Consider the following 22105-nt stretch of genomic DNA (forward strand, 5'->3'; position numbering starts at 1 on the left):
ACGACCTGGTCGCCACCTCCAGCAACAACCCGCTGCGGAAGATCTCCGACTTCCTGCCCCAGGCCAAGGACGTCGGCCTGCACCTGGTCGTCGTGCGCCGCACCGGTGGCGCGTCCAAGGCGATGTACGACCCGATCATCGGCAAGCTCAAGGAGATCGCGGCACCGGGCATGGTCATGACAAGCAGCTCATCCAGGTGTCGTGGATCCAACCCGACTGAGCACTGAATTCAGGAGATGACCCATGACTTTTCTGGTGACCGGGACGTCCAGCGGGATCGGGCGGGCGATCGCCGTCCGGCTCGCCGAGCGCGGACACGACGTCGTCGCCGGGGTGCGGAAGATCGCCGACGCTCCGGCCCACCCCCGCATCCGGCCGGTGGCGCTCGATGTGACCGATGTGGACCGGCTGGCCGCGGTGGCGAAGGACATCGGCCCGTTGCGCGGCCTGGTCAACAACGCCGGAGTCACGGTTTCCGCTCCGGTGGAGCACATTCCGCTCGACCGGTTGCGGGCGCAGTTCGAGGTCAACGTGGTGGGAGTCGTGGCCGTGTGCCAGGCTTTCCTGCCGGCGGTCCGCGCCGGACGGGGGCGGATCGTGATGATCAGTTCCTCGAGCGGCCGGGTCGCGATCCCGCTCCTCGGCGCCTACAGCGCCTCGAAGTTCGCCGTCGAGGCGCTTTCGGACTCGTTGCGCCGGGAACTGCGGCCGTGGAACGTGCCCGTGGTGGTCGTCGAGCCCGGCAGTTTCCAGTCGCGGAACCGCGCGAGCACCGAGACCGCGGCGGAGGCCGACCGCGTGACGATGGGCGAGACCGCGGAGCGTCACTACGGTTCCGCAATGGACACGTTCCTGGAGTTCAGCAGGAAGGTGGAATCGCGTGCCGGAGCACCGGAACGGGTCGCCGCGGTCGTCGAACGCGCGCTCACGGCGAAGCGCCCGCGGCCGCGTTACCAGGTCGGGGCCGACGCGCACTCGCTGGTGGCGCTGAGCCGGGTGCTGCCGGCCCGGGCCATGGATGTGGTGCTCGCCAAGAGCTTCGGCTTGCCGCGCCGCCCGCCGAACTGATTTCCGGTGGGCCTCGCCAACCGGTCGGTCGAGTTGTAGAGTGAGCGCTACATACAGAGCTTCCCCGGGGGGACGTAACCGGCCGCCGCAACGAAGCGAGGTTTCCCTTGAACGTCCTTGAACAGGTGAAGAACTCACCGATGAGCCGCGCCCAGGTGCGAGCGGTCGCGCTGTGCCTCGTCATCAACCTGATCGACGGGTTCGACCTCCTGGTCACCTCCTACGTCGGCCCGGTGATCACCCGGCAGTGGAGCTTGTCCCCGTCGGCGGTGGGCGTGCTGCTCAGCGGCGGGCTGGCCGGCATGGCCGTCGGCGGGCTCTTCCTCGCCCCGCTGGCCGACCGCGTCGGGCGCCGCTCGCTCACCCTCGCCTGTCTCGCCCTGGCGTCGCTGGGCATGCTCGCCGCCGCGGCGGCACAGGACTTCGGCCAGTTGCTCGCCTGCCGGGTGGTGACGGGCGCGGCCGTGGGTGCGATGGCGGCCAGCCTGCCGGTGCTCACCTCCGAGTACGCGAACCACCGGCGCCGGGGACTGGTGGTCGCGCTGATCACCACCGGCTACGGCCTGGGTTCGGTGATCGCCGGAATCGCGTCGAGCGTGCTGCTGGGCGCGTTCGGCTGGCGCTCGGTCTTCGTGTTCGGCGCCCTCGTCACGGCGGTCCTCTTCGCCGTGGCCCTGCGGTTCCTGCCGGAGTCGATGGACTTCCTCGTCGCCCGCCGTCCGGCCCGGGCGCTGGACAAGCTCAACCGGATTCTCGTCTCGATGGGCCGCACCCCGGTCAGTGAGCTGCCCGCGGTGCCGTCGGCCGCGACGACGCGCAAGGTCGTCCTCGACTCGCTGTTCCGCGGAAGCAACGCGGTGCGGACCGTGCTGGTCTGGGTCGCTTTCGTCTCGGCGCAGCTGATGTTCTACTTCGCCAGTTCGTGGACGCCGAGCCTGCTGCTGAAGGCCGGGATGTCCAGCGGACAGGGCATCAGCGGAGGTGTCCTGCTGAGCCTCGGCGGCGTGACGGGCGCGGTCCTGCTGGGCCTGCTGGTCTCCAAGTTCGGCCCGCGCCGCCTGACCGCGGCCTACTTCGGCATCGGCGCCCTCACCCTCATCCTGTTCTCCTTCTCCCTCGGGACGCTGGCGATCGCCCTGGTCGTCGCGGTGCTCGTCGGGTTGTTCCTCAACGGGACGGTCACCGGGATCAACGTCATCGTGCCGGGCCTGTACCCGGCCGAAGCCCGCGCGACCGCGCTCGGCATGGCGGTCGCGGTGAGCAGGCTCGGTGCCGTCCTGGCCCCGCTGCTCGCCGGGTTCCTGCTGCAGGCGGGCTGGGCACCGGCCTCGATGTTCCGCTTCTTCGCGATCCCCGGCGTCATCGGCGCCGTCGCGACGCTCCTGCTCGCCCGGTTCGGGCGCGCCGCCCGGACCACCACGGACCGGCCGGTCGAAAGCGCGGTGGCGGACGCATGACCGAGTTCGCCCCGGACCGCACCGCCGTGCTGGTCATCGACATGCAGAACGACTTCGTCGAAGAAGGCGCGCCGCTGGAGTTCCCCGAGGGCAGGCGGGTCATCCCCGCCATCCAGCGGGCCCTGGACGCCGCGCGCGGCCGGGGCATGCCGGTCGTCTACGCCGCGCACGTCCACCGGCCCGGCGGCGTCGACCAGGGGATCCACCGCGAGCTGTATCCGCCGGTGGCCGCGGGGGATGCCCTCGTGGACGGCGAGCGCGGCGGGGAGATCCACCCCGACCTCGCGCCACGGCCGGGCGAACCGGTGGTCAAGAAGCACCGGTACAACTCCTTCTACGCCACCGACCTGGAGATCATCCTGCGCGGACTCGGTGTCGAGACGGTGGTCCTCACCGGGATGACGACGGAGTGCTGCGTGTTAGGCACGGCCCGCGGCGCCCTGGAACGCGGGTTCCGGTCGGTGGTGCTGTCCGACGCGTGCGCGTCCTGCGACTACCCGGACCTCGGGGCCGGTCCCATGTCCGCGGCCGAAATGCACCTGGCTGCCCTGCGGGTGATGGCGCTGACTTCGTCACGGCTGCTCGGCACCGACGAGTTCCTGTCGCGGCTGCCGTGACCGGCGACCCGACGTACGATCCACAAAGGAGGACGGACGTGCCTGCCCTGGTGTTGCTGCACGGCGGCGGGCCCGGCGTGGACGCCGCGAGCAACTGGGCGAGCGTGTGGGCCGGGTTCGACGGCGGGTTCCGCTGCCTGGCGCCCGACTTGCTCGGGTTCGGCACGCAGATCGCCGGGTCCGGCGGGCTCACCGGGCCTCGGGCGTGGGCACTCGCCCGCGCCCGGCAGGTCCTCGACCTCCTCGACCGCCACGGGCTGGACCGCGTGCACGTGGTCGGCAACTCCGCCGCGGGCGGGGCCGCGGCGCTGGCCCTGCTGTCCGTGGCACCCGATCGGGTCGAGCGCGCGGTCGTCATGGGCGGGGCGGGCACGGGCCCGATGCCCACGACGGTTCCCTTCTACGACAACCCGACCCGCAGGTCCATGCGGGCCACCCTCGGCCGGCTGGTCGCCGACGAGAGCGTCCACGAAGGACTCCTCGATGAACTGACCGAGCTTCGGCTCAAGCAAGCCCTGCGCCCGGGCGCGGAGGCGGCGTTCCGCTCGATGTTCGCCGACGTCGTGGGCGGCCCGCCGCCGGTCGACCTCACCAAGATCACCGCGCCCGTGCTCGCCCTGCACGGCGAGCGCGACCGGGTCCAGCCGGTCGCGGTCTCCGAGCGTCTGGCCGACGTGCTGCCCCACGGGCGCCTGCACGTCGTGGCCGGCGCCGGGCACTGGATCCACGTCGACCGGCCGGACGAGTTCACCAAGCTGGTAGGGGAGTTCCTGAGCGCATGACCGGAATCCTGATCGTCGGCGCCGGTCCCGCCGGCCTGACCCTCGCCATCGACCTCGCCCAGCGCGGCGTGCCCTGCCACGTCGTCGAGGCGACCGGCGAGCGGCCCGTCAACCCGCGGTGCAACACGACGTCCGCGCGCTCGATGGAGATCTTCCGGCGGCTCGGGCTGGCCGGCGAGATCCGCCGGGCCGGGCTGCCCGGGGACTACCCGACGTCGATCCAGTACCGGACGACGCTGGACGGCGAGGCGATCTACCGCATCGACCTGCCGTCCGCGCAAGACGTCCTGGCGGGCGTGGGCCAAGACGGCTGGCCCACCCCGGAACCGCAGCACCGGATCTCCCAGATGTACCTCGAACCCATTCTGGAGAACCACGCGCGCAAGCTCCCCGGCCTGACCCTCGAACGCGGCACCCGGCTGGTGGAACTGCGGCAGCATGACGACCACGTCGAGGCCGTCGTGGAGTCCGGCGGCCAGACGCGCACCCGGCGGTACGCCTACGTCGTCGGCTGCGACGGCGCCCACAGCACCGTCCGGCGCCGGCTGGGCATCCGGTACGAAGGCGTCGACGCGATCCAGCGGTTCGTGTCGACCTTCGTCCGCTCGCCCGAGCTGGGCCGGCTCGCCGCGAAGGACCGGGCCTGGACGTACTGGACCTACGGCCGCCGGATCGCGTCGCTGATCGCCATCGACGGCCAGGAACTGTGGCTCAACCACGTCGCCTTCCCACCCGATCACGACACCGAGGGCGAGGACCCGGAACAGCTGCTGCGGGAGTCGGTGGGCCGGCCGGTCGAGCACGAGGTGCTCGGCGTGGTCCGCTGGACCGGACGTCGGCTGGTCGCCCAGCGGTACCGCACCGGTCGCGTGTTCCTGGCCGGGGACGCCGCCCACATCTGGATCCCCGTCGGCGGGTTCGGGATGAACGCGGGCATCCAGGACGCGGCGACGCTGGGCTGGATGCTCGCCGCCGTCCACCACGGGTGGGCGCCCCCGGAACTGCTGGACGCCTACGAACTCGAGCGCAAGCCGGTCGGCGAGCAGTTCGCCGCCGCGGTGGGCGCGCAGGCCCGGACATCGTTCGCGGACGTCTCGCCGGACATCCACCTGGCCGGGCCCGAAGGCGAGCGGGCCCGCGCGGAGCTCGCCGCGCGGCTGGCCGAGACCGAGCCACGGCGGTACTCGCCCGACGGCTTCAGCTTCGGCTACCACTACGCGGGCTCGCCGCTGGTGCTCGGCGGCGAGGACCACGCCGAGATCACCATGGGCGGCTACCAGGATCGCGCGCGGCCCGGGTTCCGGCTGCCGCACGTCCGGCTCGACGACGGCCGGCCGGTGTTCGACGTCCTCGGCTCCGGCTTCACCCTGCTGCGCACGGACCCGGGCGCCGCCGTGACGCCGTGGACCCTCGCCGCCCGCGACCTCGCGATCCCGCTCACCGTCGTCGACGTGCCCGGCCGGTACCCCGCCGAGCTGCTGCTCGTGCGCCCGGACCAGCACGTCGCCTGGATGGGCGGCGCCGAGGCCAGTCCCGGCGAGGTCCTCCAGACAGCCACCGCCCGGCGGTAACGGACACCAGGAGATACGCAATGCCATACGCACTGGGCATCGACGTCGGCGGCACGTTCACCGACGCGGTCGCCTCCGACGGCGCCGGGCGGATCGTGTCGGCCAAGACGCCGACGACCCCGCCGAACCGCGAGGCCGGCGTCCTGCGCGCGATCGAGGACCTCGCCGCCGAGCTCGGCATCGGCGTCGGCGAGCTGCTGTCGCAGACCGACTACATCGCCCACGGCACGACGGCGTCGATCAACGCCCTGGTGCAGGGCCAGGTCGCCGACGTCGGGCTGATCGCCACGCAGGGCCACCGGGACGCGATCTACATCATGAACGCCGAAGGCCGCACCCTCGGCCGCTCGGCCCACGAAATCCAGGACACGCTGCGGCAGCGCAAGCCCGCGCCGCTGATCCCGAAGTACCGGGCCCTGGAGGTCACCGAGCGGATCGACCACGCCGGGAAGGTCCTGGTGCCCCTCGACGAAGCCGAGGTCCGCCGGGTCGCACAGTCCCTGGTGGACCAAGGGGTCGAGGCGATCGCGGTCTGTCTGCTGTGGTCGTTCAAGAACGGTGTCCACGAGCAGCGCGTCCGCGAGCTGGTGCACGAGATCGCGCCGGACATGTACGTCACGCTGTCCTCGGAGGTCAGTCCGCGCATCCGCGAGTTCGCGCGGACGTCCACGACGATCATGAACGCCCAGGTCGGCCCGCGGCTGCGGACTTACCTGCTGCCGCTGCAGAAGCAGCTGGAGGACGGCGGGCTCAAGGGGCCGCTGCTGGTCATGCAGAGCGAAGGCGGCACGATCACCGCCGACCGCGCGCCGGAGCACGCCATCACCACGGTGGGGTCCGTGCTGTCCGGCGGGGTGATCGGCGGGCTGCGCCTGGCCGAACAGCTGGGGCACCGCAACGTCATCACCACCGACGTCGGCGGCACGACGTTCCTCGCGGGACTGATCGTCGACGGCGAGCCGGTGATGGCGCCGGGCTCCATCGTCAACCAGTTCCCGATCAACGCGGCGACGATCCGCGTGCACACCATCGGGTCCGGCGGCGGCGCGCTCGCGTCGGTCGACGAGGGCGGCAACCTGCGGCTGGGTCCGCAGAGCGCCGAAGCGGTCCCCGGCCCGGCCTGCTACGGCAACGGCGGCACCCGGCCCACGAACACCGACGCCAACCTCGTGCTCGGCATCCTCAGCGAGCGCGGGCTGCTCGGCGGCCGCAAGCCGCTGCGGCTCGACCTGGCCCGGGAGGCGATCCGCGAGCACGTCGCCGAACCGCTCGGCCTCACCGTCGAGGAAGCCGCCATCGCGATTCACGAGGTGCAGAACGCCCAGGCGGGCGACCTGCTGCGCCGGTCGGTCGTGCAGGCCGGCTACGACCCGCGGGACTTCGTCGCCTATGCGTTCGGGGGAGCGGGGCCCGCGCACTGCGCCGGGTACTGCCAGGACCTCGGCGTGAGCGAGGTCGTCGTGCCGCTCGGGCCGGTCGCGTCCGCCTTCTCGGCCTACGGGCTCGCGGCCTCGGACGTCGCGTTGAGCACGGAGCTGTCCGACCCGTCCGCCTTCCCGGTCGGTCCCGCGGTGCTCGAGTCCCACTTCGCGCGGTTGGAAGCCGATCTGCAGCGCGCGCTGGACCGGCAGAAGGTGAAGTTCCAGGACGTCTCGCTGCACCGCGAGATCGACCTGCGGTACTCCATGCAGGTCACCGAACTCGCCACGGCCGTCCCGGACGCGCAGTTCACCGAGCGCACCGGCGACGAGATCCTCGAGCGCTTCGAGGAGCAGTACGAGCGCATCAACGGCAGCGGCGCCGGTTACCGCGAGGCCGGCGTGCAGGCGATCACCTACCGGATGCGGGCCAAGGCCGGTCTCGGCTTCCCGATCGCGTTGCCGGAAATCCCGGTCGCTTCCGACTCGGATCCGCGGGAGGCCCTGCTCGGCGAACGCTCGGTCTGCCTCGACTCACAGACCGGCTACGTGCTGACTCCCATTTACGACTACGCGCGGCTGCGCGCGGGCCACGAGCTCGTCGGCCCGGCCATTGTGGACGTCCCGACCACGGTGGTCGTGGTCCCCGCCGGGGTCACCGGCCGCGTCGACCGCCTCGGCAACCTCGTGCTGCGCTACCAGTGAGGAAACCATGACTTCGAAAATTCCCGGTGCGGACGAGTTCACCAGCCGCCCGATGCCGCGTGAAGAGCTGCTGCGGCAGATCTCGCCTTCCTTGCCGCTGCACCAGGTCGGCGACGCCGACGTCGACGCGCTGACCTACGAAGTCGTGCGGCACCGGCTCTGGGCGATCACCCAGGAGATGGGGGAGACGCTGCGGCGGATGTCGGGCTCGCACGTCGTCACCGAGTCCAACGACTTCAACTTCTCCATCTGCGACGAGCTCGGCGAGCAGGTCCAGGTCGGCACGTACAACATCGGCCTGATCGGCTCGATGGACCTGGCCATCACCTGGACGCTGCGCAACCGCAGCGACAACCCCGGCATCGCCGAGGGCGACATGTTCCTGTGCAACGACCCCTGGATCGGCGGCGGCCTGCACCAGAACGACGCCGCGATCCTGGCGCCGATCTTCCACGACGGCAAGCTCTTCGGCTGGACGACGGCGATCGCGCACCAGGTCGACCTCGGCGGACCGCGGCCGGGTTCGTTCAGCCCGTCCGCGCAGGACGTCTTCGGCGAGGCCGTCCCGACGCCGCCGATGAAGGTGGTCCGCGGCGGCGTGCTGCAGCGCGACATCGCCGACGCGTGGGTCCGCCGCTCGCGGCTGCCGCACCTGGTGGGCCTCGACCTGCGCGCCAAGATCGCCGCCAACAAGAACGCGGCCGAGCAGATCCTGCGGCTCATCACCAAGTACGGCGCCGACACGGTCAAGTCGGTGATGCGCCGGATGATGGACGACGCCGAACGCCGGTTGCGCGCGAAGCTCGAAACGCTGCCCGACGGGACCTGGTCCGCGGTCGGCTACCAGGAGCAGTCGCGGACGGGTGACCGCGGCCTGCACGCGATCAAGGTCGCGATGACGAAGGAAGCCGACAAGCTCGTCTTCGACTTCCGCGGCACCGCGGAACAGACCGGCATCATCAACTGCCCCTACCCGGGCCTGCGCGCGGGGATCGTGTTCACGATGCTTCCGTTGCTGGCGGGGGACATCCCGTGGGCGGCGGGCGGGCTGATGCGCTGCTTCGAGATCATCACCGACGAGGACACCATCACCAACGCGTCCTTCCCGGCCGCGGTGGGCAAGGGACCGTTCGGCCCGGCCTGGGGTTCGGGCAACCTGGTCGCCGAGGTGCTGGCTAAGATGCTGGACGCGGAACCGGATCACCGCACCGACGTGCAGTCGATCTGCAACGGCACCACGGACCTCTGCGTGGTGTCCGGAGTGGACGTTCGCGGCGGGGGCGGCAAGGGGTTCGTGTCACCCATCTTCGACGTGATGGCGGGCGGTTACGGCGCGCAGGTGTACCACGACGGCGTCGACACCGGCGGCCGGTTGATCATCCCCGCCGCGCGGGCGCCGGACGTCGAGATGACCGAGTACCTCTACCCGCTCGTCGCGCTGTGGCGGCGCGAGCAGACCGACTCCGGCGGGCCGGGGCGGCAGCGGGGCGGGATGAGCGGCTCGGTCTGCTACGTCCAGCACCCCGACCAGACGGGGACCCTGTCACTGGTCGTCTCCGGGACCGGCAAGGTCGCGAACCAGAACGTCGGCCTGGCCGGGGGTTATCCCGGCAACTCCCAGCTCGACCTCGTCGTGCGCGGGATCCGCGAACCCCAGCTCGCCCAGGCCGTCACCATCCCCGCCGACCTGGGCGAGCTGGGCGGGGAGATCGAGGTGCTGCCCTGCGAGGGGGAGTCGGACCTCGGGCCAGGGGACGCGCTCTACCTGCACTGGCAGGCCGGGGGCGGCTACGGCGACCCGCTGCTGCGCTCGCCCGAGAGCGTCCGCGACGACGTCGCGCAGGTCCGGGTGTCGGCCGAGGCCGCGCGGGACGTCTACGGCGTCGTGCTCCGCGCCGGCGAGGTGGACGTGACCGCGACCGGCGAGGTGCGCGAGAAACTGCGACGCCGCCGTTCGCCCGGTGCCGCCCTGGAGCCGATCGGCACCCCGGACCTGGGGGAGGTGCGCCGGCTCGACGACAACCTGGTGGTACTGGCCAGTGGAACGGTGGCCTGTGTCCACTGTGGAACCGAGATCGGGCCCCTGGAAGGGGGCGCGTACGTCGCTTCGCTGGCCCGCCGGGACGCGGCGCCGACCGAAGCGGGGCCGCACATCTGGCACGACCCGCTCGAGTACGTCGACGCGGAAGTCGTGTTCCGCCAGCTGTTCTGCCCGGGCTGCCTGACCGCCGTGCATTCGCGGGTGGTGCCGGTGGACCACCCGCTGCCGGCCGACGATTACCGCCGCTGGGCCTGACGTAAGACTTCGGATAGAACGTTCGGTCTTGACACTGAGCGAGCTGGCGGCCATGCTGAGGTGAGATAGAACGTTCGGTCTTGCGAAAGGGATCATGGTGACTACTGTCGACTCGCCCGCCGTAGGTGGGTTCGCTCCGGCGCTGCGCCGGTTGTACTTCGTGCGGTTCGCGTTCGCCATCGTGTGGGCGGTCTTGGTGTTCCTGACCACCAAGTCGGGTCTGGGGGCGGCCGGGGTCGCCTTGGTCGTCGTCTACCCGCTGTTCGACGTCGGGGCGGCCATCGTGGACGCCCGGTCGGCGAAGGGGAACGGTTCGGTCACCGGGCTGTACGTGAACATGGCGATCAGCCTGCTCGCCACCATCGGCATCGGCGTCGCCGCCGCGTCGGGCATCCCGGCGGTGCTGCGGGTGTGGGGTGCCTGGGCGATCGTGGCCGGGCTGGTCCAGCTGGTCGTCGGCCTTTCCCGCCGCAGGATGGGCGGCCAGTGGCCGATGATCCTCAGTGGCGGTATCTCGGTGCTGGCCGGGGCCAACTTCGTCATCAGCGCCTCCGCGGCGAACCCCGCGCTGTCCAGTGTGGCCGGTTACGCCGTGCTCGGCGGCATCTTCTTCCTCGTCTCGGCGATCCGGCTCGGCCGCGCCGCGAAGGGGAATTGACATGTCGACCTACGACGTCGTCGTCATCGGGGCCGGCCCGGTCGGGGAGAACGTGGCCGACCGGGTGGTGCAGGGCGGCCTGACCGCCGCGATCGTCGAGCGGGAACTGGTCGGCGGTGAGTGCTCCTACTGGGCGTGCATGCCGACCAAGGCCCTGCTGCGCAGTGGCGCGGCTCTGCGCGCCGCCCGGCAGGTGCCCGGTGCGCGGGAAGCCGTCACCGGCGACCTGGACGTGGCCGCGGTGCTGCGCCGTCGCGACTCCTTTGCTTCGAACTGGAACGACGAGGGCCAGGTGTCCTGGCTCGACTCGGTCGGTGTCCCACTGCTGCGCGGACACGGCCGGATCGCCGGCGAGCGGGTCGTCGAGGTGACCGCCGCCGACGGCACCACCACGACGGTGACCGCGCGGCACGCCGTCGTCGTCGCCACCGGCAGCGGCGCGCTGGTCCCGGACATCGAGGGGCTGCGCGACGCGAAGCCGTGGACGAGCCGCGAAACCGTTGCGGCGAAAGAGGTCCCGGCCCGCCTCGCCATCATCGGCGGCGGGGTGGTGGCCTCGGAGATGGCGACCGCGTTCAGCCAGCTGGGCTCGTCGGTGACGATGCTGGCCCGCGACGGCGTGCTGCACCTGAACGAGCCGTTCGTCGGTGAGCACGTGACGGCGTCGTTGCAGGACAAGGGAGTTTCGGTCCGCGTCGGCGCCGAAGCCGGGTCCGTCAAGCGCAATGACGACGGCACGGTCTCGATCACGCTCACCGACGGCGAGCAGATCGAAGCCGACGAACTGCTCGTCGCGATCGGTCGCACGCCGAACACCCAGGACCTCGGACTGGAGCACGTCGGCCTGAAGCCGGGGTCCTGGCTGACGGTCGACGACACGATGCGGGTCAACGACTGGCTGTACGCGGCCGGTGATGTGAACCGCCGCGTTCTGCTTACGCACCAGGGAAAGTACCAGGCCCGCGTGGTGGGCGACGTGATCGTGGCCCGCGCGAAGGGCGAGCCGGTCGACGACGCTCCGTGGGGCAGGCACGCGGCCACCGCCGACGAGCGCGCGGTGCCGCAGGTGGTCTTCACCGAGCCGGAAGTCGCGTCGGTGGGCCTGACCGCGGCCAAGGCCGAGGCCGCCGGGCTGCGCACCCGCGTCGTCGACTACGACCTGGCCGCCACCGCCGGGTCCTCCCTGCACGCCGAGGGCTACCGCGGCCACGCCCGGATGGTCGTCGACGAGGACCGCAAGGTGCTCGTCGGCTTCACCCTCGTCGGCCCGGACGTCGCGGAGATGATCCACGCGGCGACGATCGCGATCGCCGGCGAGGTGCCGATCGACCGGCTCTGGCACGCGGTCCCGGCTTTCCCCACCGTCAGCGAAGTGTGGCTGCGGCTGCTCGAAGCCTACGGCCGCTGACCCACCCGGCCGGTGCCCGGCCCCGCCGCGACCCGGCGGGGCACCGGCACACCTTCCGCCTGGAGAATCATGAAACTGCACGGAGCCACCGCCCTCGTCACGGGTGCCGGCGGTGGTGGGCACGGCCGCCACTTCGTCGAGCAGCTGATCGAACGGGGCGCCGCGAAGGTGTACGCCACCGCGCGCCGCCCGGAGCTCGTCGAGCTCCCGGGAGCGGAGGTGCTGCGGCTCGACATCTCGGATCCCGCGTCGGTCGCCGCCGCGGCGGCCCGCGCCGGCGACGTCGATCTGCTCGTGAACAACGCCGCGGTATCGCCGGGAGTGAATCTCGTCGACGGCGACCTGGACACGATCCGCGCCACGATGGACACCAACTTCTACGGCACCCTCGCCATGGCGCGGGCCTTCGCTCCCGTCCTCGCCGGCAACGGTGGTGGCGCCATCCTCAACGTCCTGTCGGTCATGGCCTGGACGAGCTACGACGGTGCGAACGCCTACGCCGCCAGCAAGGCCGCCCAGTGGGGGCTCACCAACGCGCTCCGCCTCGAGCTGGCCGGCCAGGGGACCCTGGTGAGCACGGTGATGATCGGCATGGCCGCGACTCCGACGATGAAGGCCTACGCGGAGACCACCCTCGGAGCCGGGACGCTGCCGGAGGGGCTCCTCAGCGACCCGGCGGACAACGTCGGGGCCGCGCTCGACGGAATCGAAGCCGGAGAGATCGAGATCCTCGCCGACGCGATGGCGATCGAGGCCAAGGCCGCCCTCGCCGGCGCGCCCCGCTCGTTCGACCCGTTCGCCGGGATGCCGTGAGAGCACGCTGCGAGGCCTACCCCCGACATGAGGATGGCCCGTCCACCGGAGCCTGGTGGACGGGCCATCGCCCGCACAGGGTCGACGCGCCCGGTTCGCCTCTCGGCAAGTGGCGCGACGCGGCTCCAGCCGAACGGAATTCCGCGAGGGCAAAGGGGTGAGCCCGGGGGACACGCGACGCATCGACCAGTGGGTGCAACCGGCCGGGACAAGCGGCTATTCCCGCCCTGGCAGGGGCGTTGGGGACTTGGATCCGTTCGGATCCTGCGCTCATGCACCGCGAGACGCGGCGCTGCGGTGCAGGAGGTCGGCGAACGCCTGGGCGGCGTGCGTCAGTGCGTGGTCGGTCAACCGGACGAGGAGGATCCGGCGCACGGCTGTGCGCGGCCGCAAGGGCAGGACCTTGACGCCGGGGCGGACGCCGTCCAGGGCCAGGGTCGGGGCGAGCGCGACCCCGATGCCGGCGGCGACCATGGCCTGGGCCTCCTGGTAGTCGTGGGCCTCGTAGGCGATCTGGGGTTCGAAGCCGACGGCGCGGCAGCTGCGGGTCAGCGCCTCGGCCACCGGGTGGTTCTCGGCGCGCGTGATCCAGGCGTCGCCGGCGAGCTGGGCGAGCGAGGCGCTTCGGCGGTGGGCGAGCGGGTGCCGGTCACTCACCAGGAGCGCGGGCGGGTCGTCGAGCAGCGGGATGACGGTGGCGTCGTCCCGGTCGACGCGGCACCAGTCGTAGTCCCACATCAGGGACAGCTCGATCTCGCGGTTCTCCAGCATCCGCCACAACCCGGCGAGGCGGCTGCCGCGCACGGTGAGCCGGACATCCGGGTGTGCTTCCTTGAAGGCGATCACCGCCGGCGGGAGCAGGGAGGCGCCGACAGTCGGGAACGTGCCGACCCGCAGCGTGCCCGCGCGCAACCCGGCGAAGTCGGCGAGCTCGTTCTCGGCCGCGGTGAGTTCGCGCTCGATGCGCTCCGCCCGCTCCACGAGCGCGCGGCCGGCGTCGGTGAGCGTGACGCCGCGGGCGTGACGTTCCAGCAGCGGCTGGCGGGCCTCGGCCTCCAGGCGGCTGACCTGCTGCGATACCGCTGACGGGGTGTAGTTGAGCGCACGGGCGGTCGCGGTCACCGAGCCGTGCCGGGACACCTCGGCCAGCAGGAGCACCCGTCGGACGTCCAGCATCGCCGCACCGCCACCGTTCACTTCAGGTTAATGCCCCTGCAGATTTCCGAGATTGTACTTCACGCTCCGGTCATCGATGGTGGAACGCACCGGCGGACAGGAGGTCCGCCCGAATCCCCAGAGGAGTCCGCCGTGCTGAGTCTGCGGGGTGAAATGATCCGCGGAGGAACCAGCAAGTGCTGGATTTTCGGCCACGACGACGTCGCCGCGGCCGAGGTGGATGTCGATGTCCTGCTGCGCGCGGCGTTCAACGCGGCCGACCCCCGGCAGATCGACGGTGTCGGCGGCGCTTCCTCGACCACGTCCAAGGCCGCGATCGTGCGGACCTCGGCCGAACCGGGTACCGACATCGAGTACGCCTTCGCGCAGGTGGGCATCGGCGACGAGCGGGTCGAATGGGCCGGCAACTGCGGCAACTGCGCCACCGCGGTGGCGCTCTACGCGGTCCACCACGGCCTCGTCACCCTCGGCACGCCGAGCACCACCGTCCGGATGGTCAACGCCAACACCGGCGCGCGGCTCACCGGCACCATCCCGACGCCCGGCGGCGTCGCGCCGGACGAAGGCGAGGCAACGGTGCCCGGAACCGCGGCACGCGGGGTGCCGGTGCTGCTGGGCTTCGAGGACCCGGCAGGCTCGACGACCGGTGCCGCGCTGCCCACCGGCCGCCCGATCGACACCCTGGCGGGACCGGATAGCGCCTTCGAAGTGTCGCTTGTGGACGCCGGGGCGCCGGCCGCGCTGTTCGAGGCCAAGGCTTTCGGCCTCGACGGCTCCGAGCCCTTGGCGCGCTTCGCGGACGCGGTGCCCGTGCTGACGCCGCTGCGCCGGGAGGCGGCGCTCGCCATGGGACTGGCCCGGCCGGGCGACCCGGTCAGCCACGCCGTGCCCAAGGTCGGTGTCGTCGCGCCTCCGGTCGCCTACCGCACGACCCACGGCATCGAGGTCGACGCGGATTCCTACGACCTGGCCGTGCGCATGGTCTCCATGCACGCGCCCCACCCGGCGATCGGCCTGACCTCCGCGGTCGCGCTGACCACCGCCGCCGCCACCCCCGGCACCCTCGCCCACCGCGCTGCCCGGCCGACCGCCGGCGGCACACTGCGCCTCGGCACACCCGCCGGCGTGCTCACCACCCGGATGGTGCCCGGGGACTCCCCGTCGTCGGCCACGGTGCTGCTGCGGCGGGCCGCCCGGCGCATCGCTCGCGCGGAACTCCACGTTCCGGTCCCCGCGCCGCTGTAGAAAGGAAACCGCCATGCGCCGCAACGCCGCCGCCATGGGCCCTGTCCCTCCCCCCTCCGGTAGCCGCGTCCGGCGGCTGCTGTCCCACCTCTACGTCCAGTGCCTGGTCGGGGTGCTGCTCGGCGCCGCCGTGGGCTGGTTGTGGCCCTCGTTCGGTGCCGGGCTCAAGCCGCTCGGGGACGCATTCATCGCACTGGTCAAGATGATGATCGCGCCGATCATCTTCTGCACGGTCGTGCACGGGATCGCCACGATGGGCAACGCCCGCGCCGTCGGCCGGGTCAGCGTGAAGGCGTTGATCTACTTCGAGGTCCTGACCACGATCGCCCTCGTGATCGGGCTGGTCGTGGTCAACTTCGTCCGGCCCGGCAGCGGCCTGCACGTCGACGTCTCCACGCTGTCCACCCAGCACCTGCCGGCGGTCACCGCCCAGACCCACGAGAGTTTCGCCGACTTCCTGCTCGGCACCATCCCGGCGACCCTGGTGAGTGCGTTGACCGGCAAGGAGATCCTGCCGGTGCTGCTGGTCTCCGTCCTGTTCGGGTTCGGCCTGCACGCCTCCGGTGAGGCCGGCGCGGGCGTGGCCCGCGGGGTCGAGAAGTTCTCCGGCGTGCTGTTCACGATCATCCGGTGGGTCATGCGGCTGGCCCCGATCGGCGCCTTCGGCTCGATGGCCTTCACCATCGGCAACTACGGGCTGGGCACGCTGCGCCACCTCGCGCTGCTGGTCGGGTCCTTCTGGGCGACGTCGCTGGTGTTCGTCCTGCTCGTCCTCGGCTCGGTCATGCGGCTCAACGGGCTCCGGCTGCTGCCGTTCCTGCGGTACATCAAGGAAGAGCTGCTCATCGTCCTGGGCACGTCGTCCACCGAGCCGGTCCTGCCGCGCATGATGGCCAAACTGGAGCACGCCGGCGCGGCGAAGCCGGTCGTCGGCATCACCCTGCCCGCGGGGTACTCCTTCAACCTCGACGGCACGGCGATCTACCTGACCATGGGTGGCGTCTTCCTCGCCCAGGCCCTCGGCATCCACCTCGGCTTCGTCCAGCAGCTGACCATGCTCGCGGTCATGCTCCTGACGTCGAAGGGTGCCGCGGGGGTCACCGGCTCCGGGTTCGTCGCACTGGCCGCCACGCTCAGCGCCATCCCGCACGTACCGGTCGCCGCGCTCGCCCTCATCTTCGGCATCGACCGGTTCATGTCCGAGGCCCGGGCGCTGACCAGCTTGGTCGGCAACGGCGTCGCGACGCTGGCCGTCGCGCGCTGGGACAACCAGCTCGATGTCGCGCGCGCACGGGCGGTCCTGCGTGGCGAGGTGCCGTTCGTGCCCGCTCCGGCCGTGGCGGCACCCCCGAGCCCGGTGCGCGAGCCGGTGCCCGTGGGTCGCTGACGTCGCCGGGGCTCACGGGTCCGCGCCGAGCGGCTCGTGAGCCCGGTCGCCGTCCATCGGACGCCCATCCGGCGGCGATCCCGCGTCCATGTTCGGAAAGTACGACTGAGACGTGGCAGGACCGGCGAAGTATCCGAACATCAGCGTCGAGGTGCACGAGCTCGACGGGGTCCGGGTGCTGACCGTCGCCGGAGACCTGAACACGAACACAGTTCGCGTGGTGCACGAACACCTCGACGAAGTCTTCGCCGCGGACACGTCGGCGATCATCGCGGACTTCAGCGGCGTGACGATCCTCGCCGCGACCGGCCTGCGTGCGCTCGAGGCGCTGCAGCGGCGGGCGGCCGCGTCGAGCACCGTCTTCAGCGTGGTCGTCGCCGATCCCTTCGCCGACCTGCTCAGGTTCCTCGAGCTGCCCGGCGGGCTTCGCGTGCACTCCACCCTGGCCGCCGCGCTCGCGCCGGACGAGCCGGCGTCGGCCTGCTGAGAAGGGGCTCACGTCGGGCAAACCCGATCCACCGCGTCTTCGTCGTGCACAGCGGCTTCATCGGGGTCGCCGAATGCCGCGAAAGCGAAGCGCAGCCGACGGCCGCCACCTGCAGATGTGGACGACCCGATCGAAGCCGTGGGCGACCTCCAGGACTGTCAAGGCCGAAGGGGCTTCGACGGCCGTCGCGGTCGCGGATTCGGTGCACCCGGGTGCACCACGGTGAGGGTCGCGGGGCCGACCCGCAGGACTCCGTCGTCCAGCGGGGCGCAGCGCACGCCGCCGCGCCCGCGCAGCCCGCGGAACGCGCCGGGCGCCAGCACCACGTCCATCCAGGCGCACGGGTGGGCCGGGCGGTAGGCCTGGAACCGGACTTCGCCCGCGCCGGAGTCGAGGCCGAAGACGGCGCCGGTTCCGGCCAGCTCGTCTACGGGAAACCCGCGCACGACGATGTTGCGTCGCGGCAGGTGCGGGTCCGGCACGGCGGCGAGGCCGAGGTCGCTCGCGAGCACGTCGAGCGACTCGGCGGCGAAGAGGGTGACGGCGGCCCGGCGGTGGGCGGCCTGGTTGAAGTACCGGTCACCGACGAGCCCGAGCCCGGCGCGCACGGTCACCTCGGCGCGCTCGACGGGTTTCGGGTCGGGCCGCGGGCCGTCCGCCGGACGGCCTTCGAAGGCGTGCTCGGAGGAGACCTGCAGCGCGACGATCTCCACCGGGGTCTCGTGCGGTTCCTGCATGGCTCTCCTCGAACGCGCCGGTGACCTCACTTGCCGTCGGTGTCGTTGGTGAACAGGGTGCGGTAGTCGCCGTAGCCCGCCTCGTCCAGGTCGTCGAGGTGGACGAACCGCAACGACGCGGAGTTGATGCAGTAGCGCATGCCCCCCTTGTCGAGCGGGCCATCGTCGAAGACGTGGCCGAGGTGGCTGTCCCCGTGCAGCGACCGGACCTCGGCCCGGATCATCCCGTGGCTGAAGTCTTCCCGCTCGACGACGTTCGCCTTGACGATCGGCTTGGTGAAGCTCGGCCACCCGGACCGGCTGTCGTACTTGTCGACCGAGGCGAACAGCGGCTCGCCCGACACGACGTCGACGTAGATGCCCGGCTCGTGGTTGTCCCAGTACGCGTTCGCGAAGGGACGTTCGGTGCCGTCCTGCTGGGTCACGCGGTACTGCTCCGGATCCAGCCGCGAGACGGCGTCCGGATTCTTGTGGTAGTTGGCCTGCTGGGGCACAGCTCTCCCTTCCCCGCCTTGCGGCGCGAAGCTGGGGCACCAGGTGAAACGCACCTGGACGTGCAGCGGTATAGACGTGCGGCGTACCCGCCCTATTCCGCTGGGCGGCCGTGTCATTCTTTCTTAAGGATTGGCTGAACACGCTCGCCTGCGTGGACTGTGCGGTCCGAGCGGGACTATGCCGGCGCCCTCGGGTCAAGTGAACTCGTTGTCACTCTCGTAGTAGTCGACGGGGAACCCTTCCGCAGTCAGGAAAACGTCGAGTTCGGCGACCAGATCATCCTTCGCCGCACCGGCCTCCAGCCGGGTCACGACCTTGACGTCCCAACCACCATGAGCAGAACGCCACGGCCGCAGCGTCCACGTCAGCGCAACATGTCCTCCGGACTCGAACTTCGCGCTGACCTCCAGGTCGCGATCGGCATTGACCCAGCGCCGCTCGCCTTGCGAGCCGCGGAAGTCGAGGCTGCCAAGAAAACGAACGAGACCTCGGCCCGCCACGAAGTTGGTGACCCCCTCCACCCGGGCGTCCAGGTTGGGTGCCTGCGCAGCCACGACGAAAAACATCCTGCGGTCCGCCGCCGCATGCCGTTCGGCGAAACGTACGGACACCGACGGGTTGCGCTCGCACCGGAGGACGACCTCGGCATCGTCCAAACAGGTCAGCTCTTGCCCCGGGAGCAACCAGCCGTGGGGACACCGTGTGATCACACCGCACACGGTAGTCGCAGTCGGCTCGTGAGCGTCAATGCGTTTCCTGCTCCTGCGGATCGTCGTGGCCGAGCCGCTCGGTCAGGAACGCCAGGATCTCGTCTCTGGCGCGCAGCGTGGGGTGGCCCTGCCGGTCGACGAGGTGGGCCGTGACGACGCTATGGGGGCAGCCGACGACGTCGCGGAAGAACGGGGGCGGCTCGGGGTTGGCCGTCTCGCCCGGGATGACGCGTCCGTCGAACGCGTCGCCCAGCAGTCTCTGATAGGCCGCGAACCGCCGGCCGGTGCACCACCGGTCGTTGTCGAAGCGGTAGGCCAGCACCTTCAACCCGTCACGCTCGATGCGCTCGCGCACCATCGCTGCGTCCTCGTCGCTGAGCTCCAGCCCGCCGGGGTCGTCCAACGGCAGCGAAGGATGGTTGACCACCGGCGCGATCACGGCCGGTTCAAGGGTCATGGTGAGCGCGAAGTTGCCGGTGAAGCACAGCCCGATTGCCCCCACACCTGGCCCGCCGCACTCGGTCAGCGCCGTCCTCGCCAACCCGCGGAGCCAGGCCGTGATCGGGCTCGTGCCGCCACCGGCGAACGCGCGGAATTCGGCGCTGACGCAGGCACGGCGGACGACCTTCTGCCCGTCGTCGGCGGTGGGGTAGGCGCCGTCGGCGCCGAACAGGGACGGAACGTAGACCGTGAATCCCGCGTCTCGGATCCAGCGCGCGAACCGGAGGAGGTCCGGGCTGATGCCGGGCATTTCCGGCATCAGCACGACCGCCGGGCCGGACCCGCCGACGTAGACGGTCTTGCCGATGCCGCCGACCTCGAAATGCCGCTTCGAGAAGTCGACGAGAGCGTCGTCCTTTTGCGGTTCGGTAATCGCCATAGCGGCATCGTGGAGCTGGGGTGGCCGGTTCGGCCAGTGGCGAGATCGCCAGATGTACGGGTAATCTCGCCACCATGGTGGCTCCGCTTCGGGTCGGTGTGCTCGCCTATCCGGGATGCTTCGCGTCGGAGGTCTTCGGGGTTCCCGACCTCCTCACCATGGCCTCACACATCGCCGCGCCCGAGGATCCGCCGTACGACGTGTCGATCCTGTCGCCGCGGCGGCGCGTGGTCGCCTCCGGCGCCGTGCCGATCACGGTCGGGCCGGTGCGGCGGGTCGACGTCCTCGTCGTACCGGGGTTCGAGCTGCACCCCGGACTCGACCTGGACGCGACCCTCGCGTCGCTCAAGCCGGAGATCGAAACCATCAGAGCCGGCTCGCGGTCGGGAGTCGCGCTGGTTTCGATCTGCGTCGGCGCGTTCCTGCTGGCGGAGGCCGGCCTGCTCGACGGGCGAGCGTCGACGACGTCGTGGCTGTTCGCCGACCGGCTGGCCGCCCGTTGCCCCGGTACCGACGTCAGACCGGAGAAACTGGTGGTCACCGACAGCGGCGTGACCACGACCGGCGCGTTCAGCGCGATGTACGACTTCGCCCTCGGCCTCATCCGCGAGCACTACGGCAGCCGCGTCGCCCGCGCCACCGCGCGCATGGCGCTCGTCGACGACGCCCGGCCCAGCCAGGCCCCGTACGTCGACGCGGACTTGTTGCCGGCCACCGGAAGCCGGTTCTCCCAAGGTGTCAAACGGTGGCTGGACCAGAACATGCGCGAGCGCTACGACCTCGGGCTGCTCGCCGCGACCTTTCACGTCAGCACCCGAAGCCTCCTGCGGCGGTTCCGCGCCGAAACGGGCCAGACCCCGCTCGGCTACCTGCAAGGGGAGCGGGTGCGCAGGGCGAAACACCTGCTCGAGACCACGGAGCGGACGGTCGCCGGCATCGCGGCCGAAGTTGGCTATCGCGATCCCGGGGCGTTCAGCACGATCTTCACCCGCCTGACCGGGCACCGGCCGCGCGACTACCGCGCGATGTTCAGGCCACCCGGCGAACCCACCTCCTGACGCACGGAACGGACGGGCTGGACTGTTCCGCGCCAGGCCCTCCGGAGGCCTTCCAGTTCGTGCCGGGGAAACGGGCGACCCCAGCTGGTCCGGTAGCCGTCTTCTCCCAGGTCGTGGGCGACGGTGTCGAAGGCCCTGAGCACGGTTCTGGCGAGCCTGGTCGTCGACTGTTCACTTTGCCAGAGCAGCCTTCCCTCGTGCTCGGGTGTCTTCCAGTCGGCTGCTTCGACGAGGCGGATCGAGACCGTGCTCACGCGACGATGGAACGACCAGCGGTACACGGTGGGTTCGGCCTCGAACTCGGCCTTGGTGCGGGTCTCGTGGAGAATGATCCCGGCGACGGCCCTCAGCAGCTGCTCGGGACCATCGGTGACGTAGGACGCGAACGCCTCGGCGCTGGTGTGCTCGTCCTCGACAGTGCAGAGGGCCCAGCCGTGGTGCTTGATCGTCCAGGTGAGTCGCACGTCCGGCATTGTGACCGGACGCGCAGCCCGTCGTCATCCGATTACTGCTGTGGGAGTGCAGTCACATCGCTCGCAGCCGCTCGATGACTCGCAGGATCTCGGTGCGGTGCTTGGCCGATTTGAGCCATGCCGGAAGCCGGGCCACCATGGTCATCCCGGGACGTTCGCCGCGTTCGCGGAGCCGGGCGCCGACGTAGCTTTCCAAGATGTCCAGGTGGCGTTCGTTGAACGCCCACAGGGTCTGGTTCCCGCAGCAATTCGCTCGCAGCCACAGCGGTTGACGGAAGTACGGATCAACCGGACCGCCCCAGCATGAGATCGCGTGCTTCGCCTCGCCAGGCCAGTTCCTGACGTGGCCACAGGAGCGGCACACCAGCCGTCGAGGCCACCTGCTCGAGTAGGGGCTGCGCGCTCGCCCATCAAGCCACGGCACCACCTCAGCGCGGCCCCCGCATGCCGGGCACACCACGTGGACGGCGGTCTCGGCCAAGGCATACAGCGTTACGCCGGGATCGGCAAATTGCCTTTGCCACATTGGTGCCTTGGCGTTCATAGCGCAATTGTGCCCACCGGCTCCGTCTCAACGCACGCCAATTTTCCGCGACTCAGCCACACATGGCGGGCTGAGCCAACCACCTTCAGGAAGCGCTGCGTGAGGACCCGCGGCGCCGCG

22 protein-coding genes are annotated in these 22105 nt (G+C 71.0%); 15 read left to right on the forward strand and 7 right to left on the reverse strand.

The window, feature by feature from the left end; all coding sequences use genetic code 11:
* The 11 genes from ACYVLJ_RS19155 to ACYVLJ_RS19205 all read left to right on the forward strand — a co-directional run.
* On the forward strand, positions 1-227 hold a 227-nt coding region (locus ACYVLJ_RS19155), incomplete at its 5' end, for a hypothetical protein (protein ID WP_460439624.1).
* Positions 228-243: 16 nt separating this feature from the next.
* Positions 244-1068 (forward strand): Rossmann-fold NAD(P)-binding domain-containing protein, encoded by an 825-nt coding sequence (locus tag ACYVLJ_RS19160; RefSeq protein WP_460439625.1) that lies wholly within the window; start codon positions 244-246, stop codon positions 1066-1068.
* 140 nt (positions 1069-1208) lie between these two features.
* Complete coding sequence (locus ACYVLJ_RS19165) at positions 1209-2525, forward strand: MFS transporter (protein WP_460439626.1); 1317 nt, start codon at positions 1209-1211, stop codon at positions 2523-2525.
* Positions 2522-3142: a cysteine hydrolase family protein gene (locus tag ACYVLJ_RS19170; RefSeq protein WP_460439627.1), complete on the forward strand. Its 621-nt coding sequence runs from the start codon at positions 2522-2524 to the stop codon at positions 3140-3142. Before ACYVLJ_RS19165 ends, ACYVLJ_RS19170 begins: the two co-directional genes overlap by 4 nt.
* 38 nt (positions 3143-3180) lie before the next feature.
* Positions 3181-3924: an alpha/beta fold hydrolase gene (locus ACYVLJ_RS19175; RefSeq protein ID WP_460439628.1), complete on the forward strand. Its 744-nt coding sequence runs from the start codon at positions 3181-3183 to the stop codon at positions 3922-3924.
* Positions 3921-5495: an FAD-dependent monooxygenase gene (locus ACYVLJ_RS19180; RefSeq protein WP_460439629.1), complete on the forward strand. Its 1575-nt coding sequence runs from the start codon at positions 3921-3923 to the stop codon at positions 5493-5495. Before ACYVLJ_RS19175 ends, ACYVLJ_RS19180 begins: the two co-directional genes overlap by 4 nt.
* A gap of 20 nt (positions 5496-5515) precedes the next feature.
* A complete protein-coding gene (locus tag ACYVLJ_RS19185) occupies positions 5516-7618 on the forward strand; it encodes a hydantoinase/oxoprolinase family protein (RefSeq protein WP_460439630.1) in 2103 nt (700 codons plus the stop codon).
* A 7-nt stretch (positions 7619-7625) separates the two neighbouring features.
* The gene (locus ACYVLJ_RS19190; RefSeq protein WP_460439631.1) at positions 7626-9914 is read left to right on the forward strand and encodes a hydantoinase B/oxoprolinase family protein; all 2289 of its coding nucleotides are present in this window, start codon (positions 7626-7628) and stop codon (positions 9912-9914) included.
* Between the two features lie 94 nt (positions 9915-10008).
* Entirely contained in the window at positions 10009-10572 is a 564-nt protein-coding gene (locus ACYVLJ_RS19195) for a hypothetical protein (protein WP_451985683.1), read from the forward strand.
* Between the two features lies 1 nt (position 10573).
* Positions 10574-11980, forward strand: a complete 1407-nt coding sequence (locus ACYVLJ_RS19200; protein WP_451985681.1) for a dihydrolipoyl dehydrogenase family protein — start codon at positions 10574-10576, stop codon at positions 11978-11980.
* A 69-nt stretch (positions 11981-12049) separates the two neighbouring features.
* Positions 12050-12793 carry a Rossmann-fold NAD(P)-binding domain-containing protein gene (locus ACYVLJ_RS19205; RefSeq protein WP_460439632.1) on the forward strand — a complete coding sequence of 248 codons (744 nt, stop codon included), beginning with the start codon at positions 12050-12052 and terminating at the stop codon, positions 12791-12793.
* A 270-nt stretch (positions 12794-13063) separates the two neighbouring features.
* Here the strand turns inward: ACYVLJ_RS19205 and ACYVLJ_RS19210 are convergent, their stop codons facing one another.
* Entirely contained in the window at positions 13064-13969 is a 906-nt protein-coding gene (locus tag ACYVLJ_RS19210; RefSeq protein ID WP_451985677.1) for a LysR family transcriptional regulator, read from the reverse strand.
* Between the two features lie 132 nt (positions 13970-14101).
* Between ACYVLJ_RS19210 and ACYVLJ_RS19215 the strand changes: the two genes are divergently transcribed.
* The 3 genes from ACYVLJ_RS19215 to ACYVLJ_RS19225 all read left to right on the forward strand — a co-directional run bounded on the left by ACYVLJ_RS19215 (position 14102) and on the right by ACYVLJ_RS19225 (position 17088).
* Positions 14102-15214 carry a 2-methylaconitate cis-trans isomerase PrpF family protein gene (locus tag ACYVLJ_RS19215; RefSeq protein WP_460439633.1) on the forward strand — a complete coding sequence of 371 codons (1113 nt, stop codon included), beginning with the start codon at positions 14102-14104 and terminating at the stop codon, positions 15212-15214.
* 13 nt (positions 15215-15227) lie between these two features.
* Positions 15228-16601: a cation:dicarboxylase symporter family transporter gene (dctA, locus tag ACYVLJ_RS19220; protein ID WP_460439634.1), complete on the forward strand. Its 1374-nt coding sequence runs from the start codon at positions 15228-15230 to the stop codon at positions 16599-16601.
* 112 nt (positions 16602-16713) lie between these two features.
* Positions 16714-17088, forward strand: coding sequence for an STAS domain-containing protein (locus tag ACYVLJ_RS19225; protein ID WP_451985671.1), 375 nt, complete (start codon positions 16714-16716; stop codon positions 17086-17088).
* Positions 17089-17246: 158 nt separating this feature from the next.
* On the opposite strand, the gene ACYVLJ_RS19230 is transcribed toward ACYVLJ_RS19225, so the two are convergent.
* The 4 genes from ACYVLJ_RS19230 to ACYVLJ_RS19245 form a co-directional block, all read right to left on the reverse strand.
* The gene (locus tag ACYVLJ_RS19230; RefSeq protein WP_460439635.1) at positions 17247-17825 is read right to left on the reverse strand and encodes an MOSC domain-containing protein; all 579 of its coding nucleotides are present in this window, start codon (positions 17823-17825) and stop codon (positions 17247-17249) included.
* 26 nt (positions 17826-17851) lie between these two features.
* Complete coding sequence (gene msrB, locus ACYVLJ_RS19235; protein ID WP_460439636.1) at positions 17852-18319, reverse strand: peptide-methionine (R)-S-oxide reductase; 468 nt, start codon at positions 18317-18319, stop codon at positions 17852-17854.
* 195 nt (positions 18320-18514) lie between these two features.
* Complete coding sequence (locus ACYVLJ_RS19240; protein WP_460439637.1) at positions 18515-18976, reverse strand: DUF6228 family protein; 462 nt, start codon at positions 18974-18976, stop codon at positions 18515-18517.
* A gap of 88 nt (positions 18977-19064) precedes the next feature.
* A complete protein-coding gene (locus ACYVLJ_RS19245) occupies positions 19065-19910 on the reverse strand; it encodes a dienelactone hydrolase family protein (RefSeq protein ID WP_460439638.1) in 846 nt (281 codons plus the stop codon).
* Between the two features lie 20 nt (positions 19911-19930).
* Between ACYVLJ_RS19245 and ACYVLJ_RS19250 the strand changes: the two genes are divergently transcribed.
* The gene (locus ACYVLJ_RS19250; RefSeq protein ID WP_460439639.1) at positions 19931-20968 is read left to right on the forward strand and encodes a GlxA family transcriptional regulator; all 1038 of its coding nucleotides are present in this window, start codon (positions 19931-19933) and stop codon (positions 20966-20968) included.
* Here the strand turns inward: ACYVLJ_RS19250 and ACYVLJ_RS19255 are convergent.
* Together ACYVLJ_RS19255 and ACYVLJ_RS19260 are read right to left on the reverse strand one after the other, a co-directional pair.
* Positions 20926-21432 carry a hypothetical protein gene (locus tag ACYVLJ_RS19255; RefSeq protein WP_460439640.1) on the reverse strand — a complete coding sequence of 169 codons (507 nt, stop codon included), beginning with the start codon at positions 21430-21432 and terminating at the stop codon, positions 20926-20928. The genes ACYVLJ_RS19250 and ACYVLJ_RS19255 overlap by 43 nt on opposite strands.
* A 61-nt stretch (positions 21433-21493) precedes the next feature.
* The gene (locus tag ACYVLJ_RS19260; RefSeq protein WP_460439641.1) at positions 21494-21985 is read right to left on the reverse strand and encodes a TFIIB-type zinc ribbon-containing protein; all 492 of its coding nucleotides are present in this window, start codon (positions 21983-21985) and stop codon (positions 21494-21496) included.
* Between the last annotated feature and the right edge of the window lie 120 nt (positions 21986-22105).

The organism is Amycolatopsis stemonae (genome assembly GCF_054781455.1).

Bases quoted from the DNA above. Each gene is read 5' to 3' on its own strand.
- ACYVLJ_RS19160 (WP_460439625.1), top strand. From the start codon at position 244: ATGACTTTTCTGGTGACCGGGACGTCCAGCGGGATCGGGCGGGCGATC.
- ACYVLJ_RS19165 (WP_460439626.1), top strand. From the start codon at position 1,209: ATGAGCCGCGCCCAGGTGCGAGCGGTCGCGCTGTGCCTCGTCATCAAC.
- ACYVLJ_RS19170 (WP_460439627.1), top strand. From the start codon at position 2,522: ATGACCGAGTTCGCCCCGGACCGCACCGCCGTGCTGGTCATCGACATG.
- ACYVLJ_RS19180 (WP_460439629.1), top strand. From the start codon at position 3,921: ATGACCGGAATCCTGATCGTCGGCGCCGGTCCCGCCGGCCTGACCCTC.
- ACYVLJ_RS19185 (WP_460439630.1), top strand. From the start codon at position 5,516: ATGCCATACGCACTGGGCATCGACGTCGGCGGCACGTTCACCGACGCG.
- ACYVLJ_RS19190 (WP_460439631.1), top strand. From the start codon at position 7,626: ATGACTTCGAAAATTCCCGGTGCGGACGAGTTCACCAGCCGCCCGATG.
- ACYVLJ_RS19195 (WP_451985683.1), top strand. From the start codon at position 10,009: ATGGTGACTACTGTCGACTCGCCCGCCGTAGGTGGGTTCGCTCCGGCG.
- ACYVLJ_RS19200 (WP_451985681.1), top strand. From the start codon at position 10,574: ATGTCGACCTACGACGTCGTCGTCATCGGGGCCGGCCCGGTCGGGGAG.
- ACYVLJ_RS19205 (WP_460439632.1), top strand. From the start codon at position 12,050: ATGAAACTGCACGGAGCCACCGCCCTCGTCACGGGTGCCGGCGGTGGT.
- ACYVLJ_RS19210 (WP_451985677.1), bottom strand. From the start codon at position 13,969: ATGCTGGACGTCCGACGGGTGCTCCTGCTGGCCGAGGTGTCCCGGCAC.
- dctA (WP_460439634.1), top strand. From the start codon at position 15,228: ATGCGCCGCAACGCCGCCGCCATGGGCCCTGTCCCTCCCCCCTCCGGT.
- ACYVLJ_RS19230 (WP_460439635.1), bottom strand. From the start codon at position 17,825: ATGCAGGAACCGCACGAGACCCCGGTGGAGATCGTCGCGCTGCAGGTC.
- ACYVLJ_RS19245 (WP_460439638.1), bottom strand. From the start codon at position 19,910: ATGGCGATTACCGAACCGCAAAAGGACGACGCTCTCGTCGACTTCTCG.
- ACYVLJ_RS19260 (WP_460439641.1), bottom strand. From the start codon at position 21,985: ATGAACGCCAAGGCACCAATGTGGCAAAGGCAATTTGCCGATCCCGGC.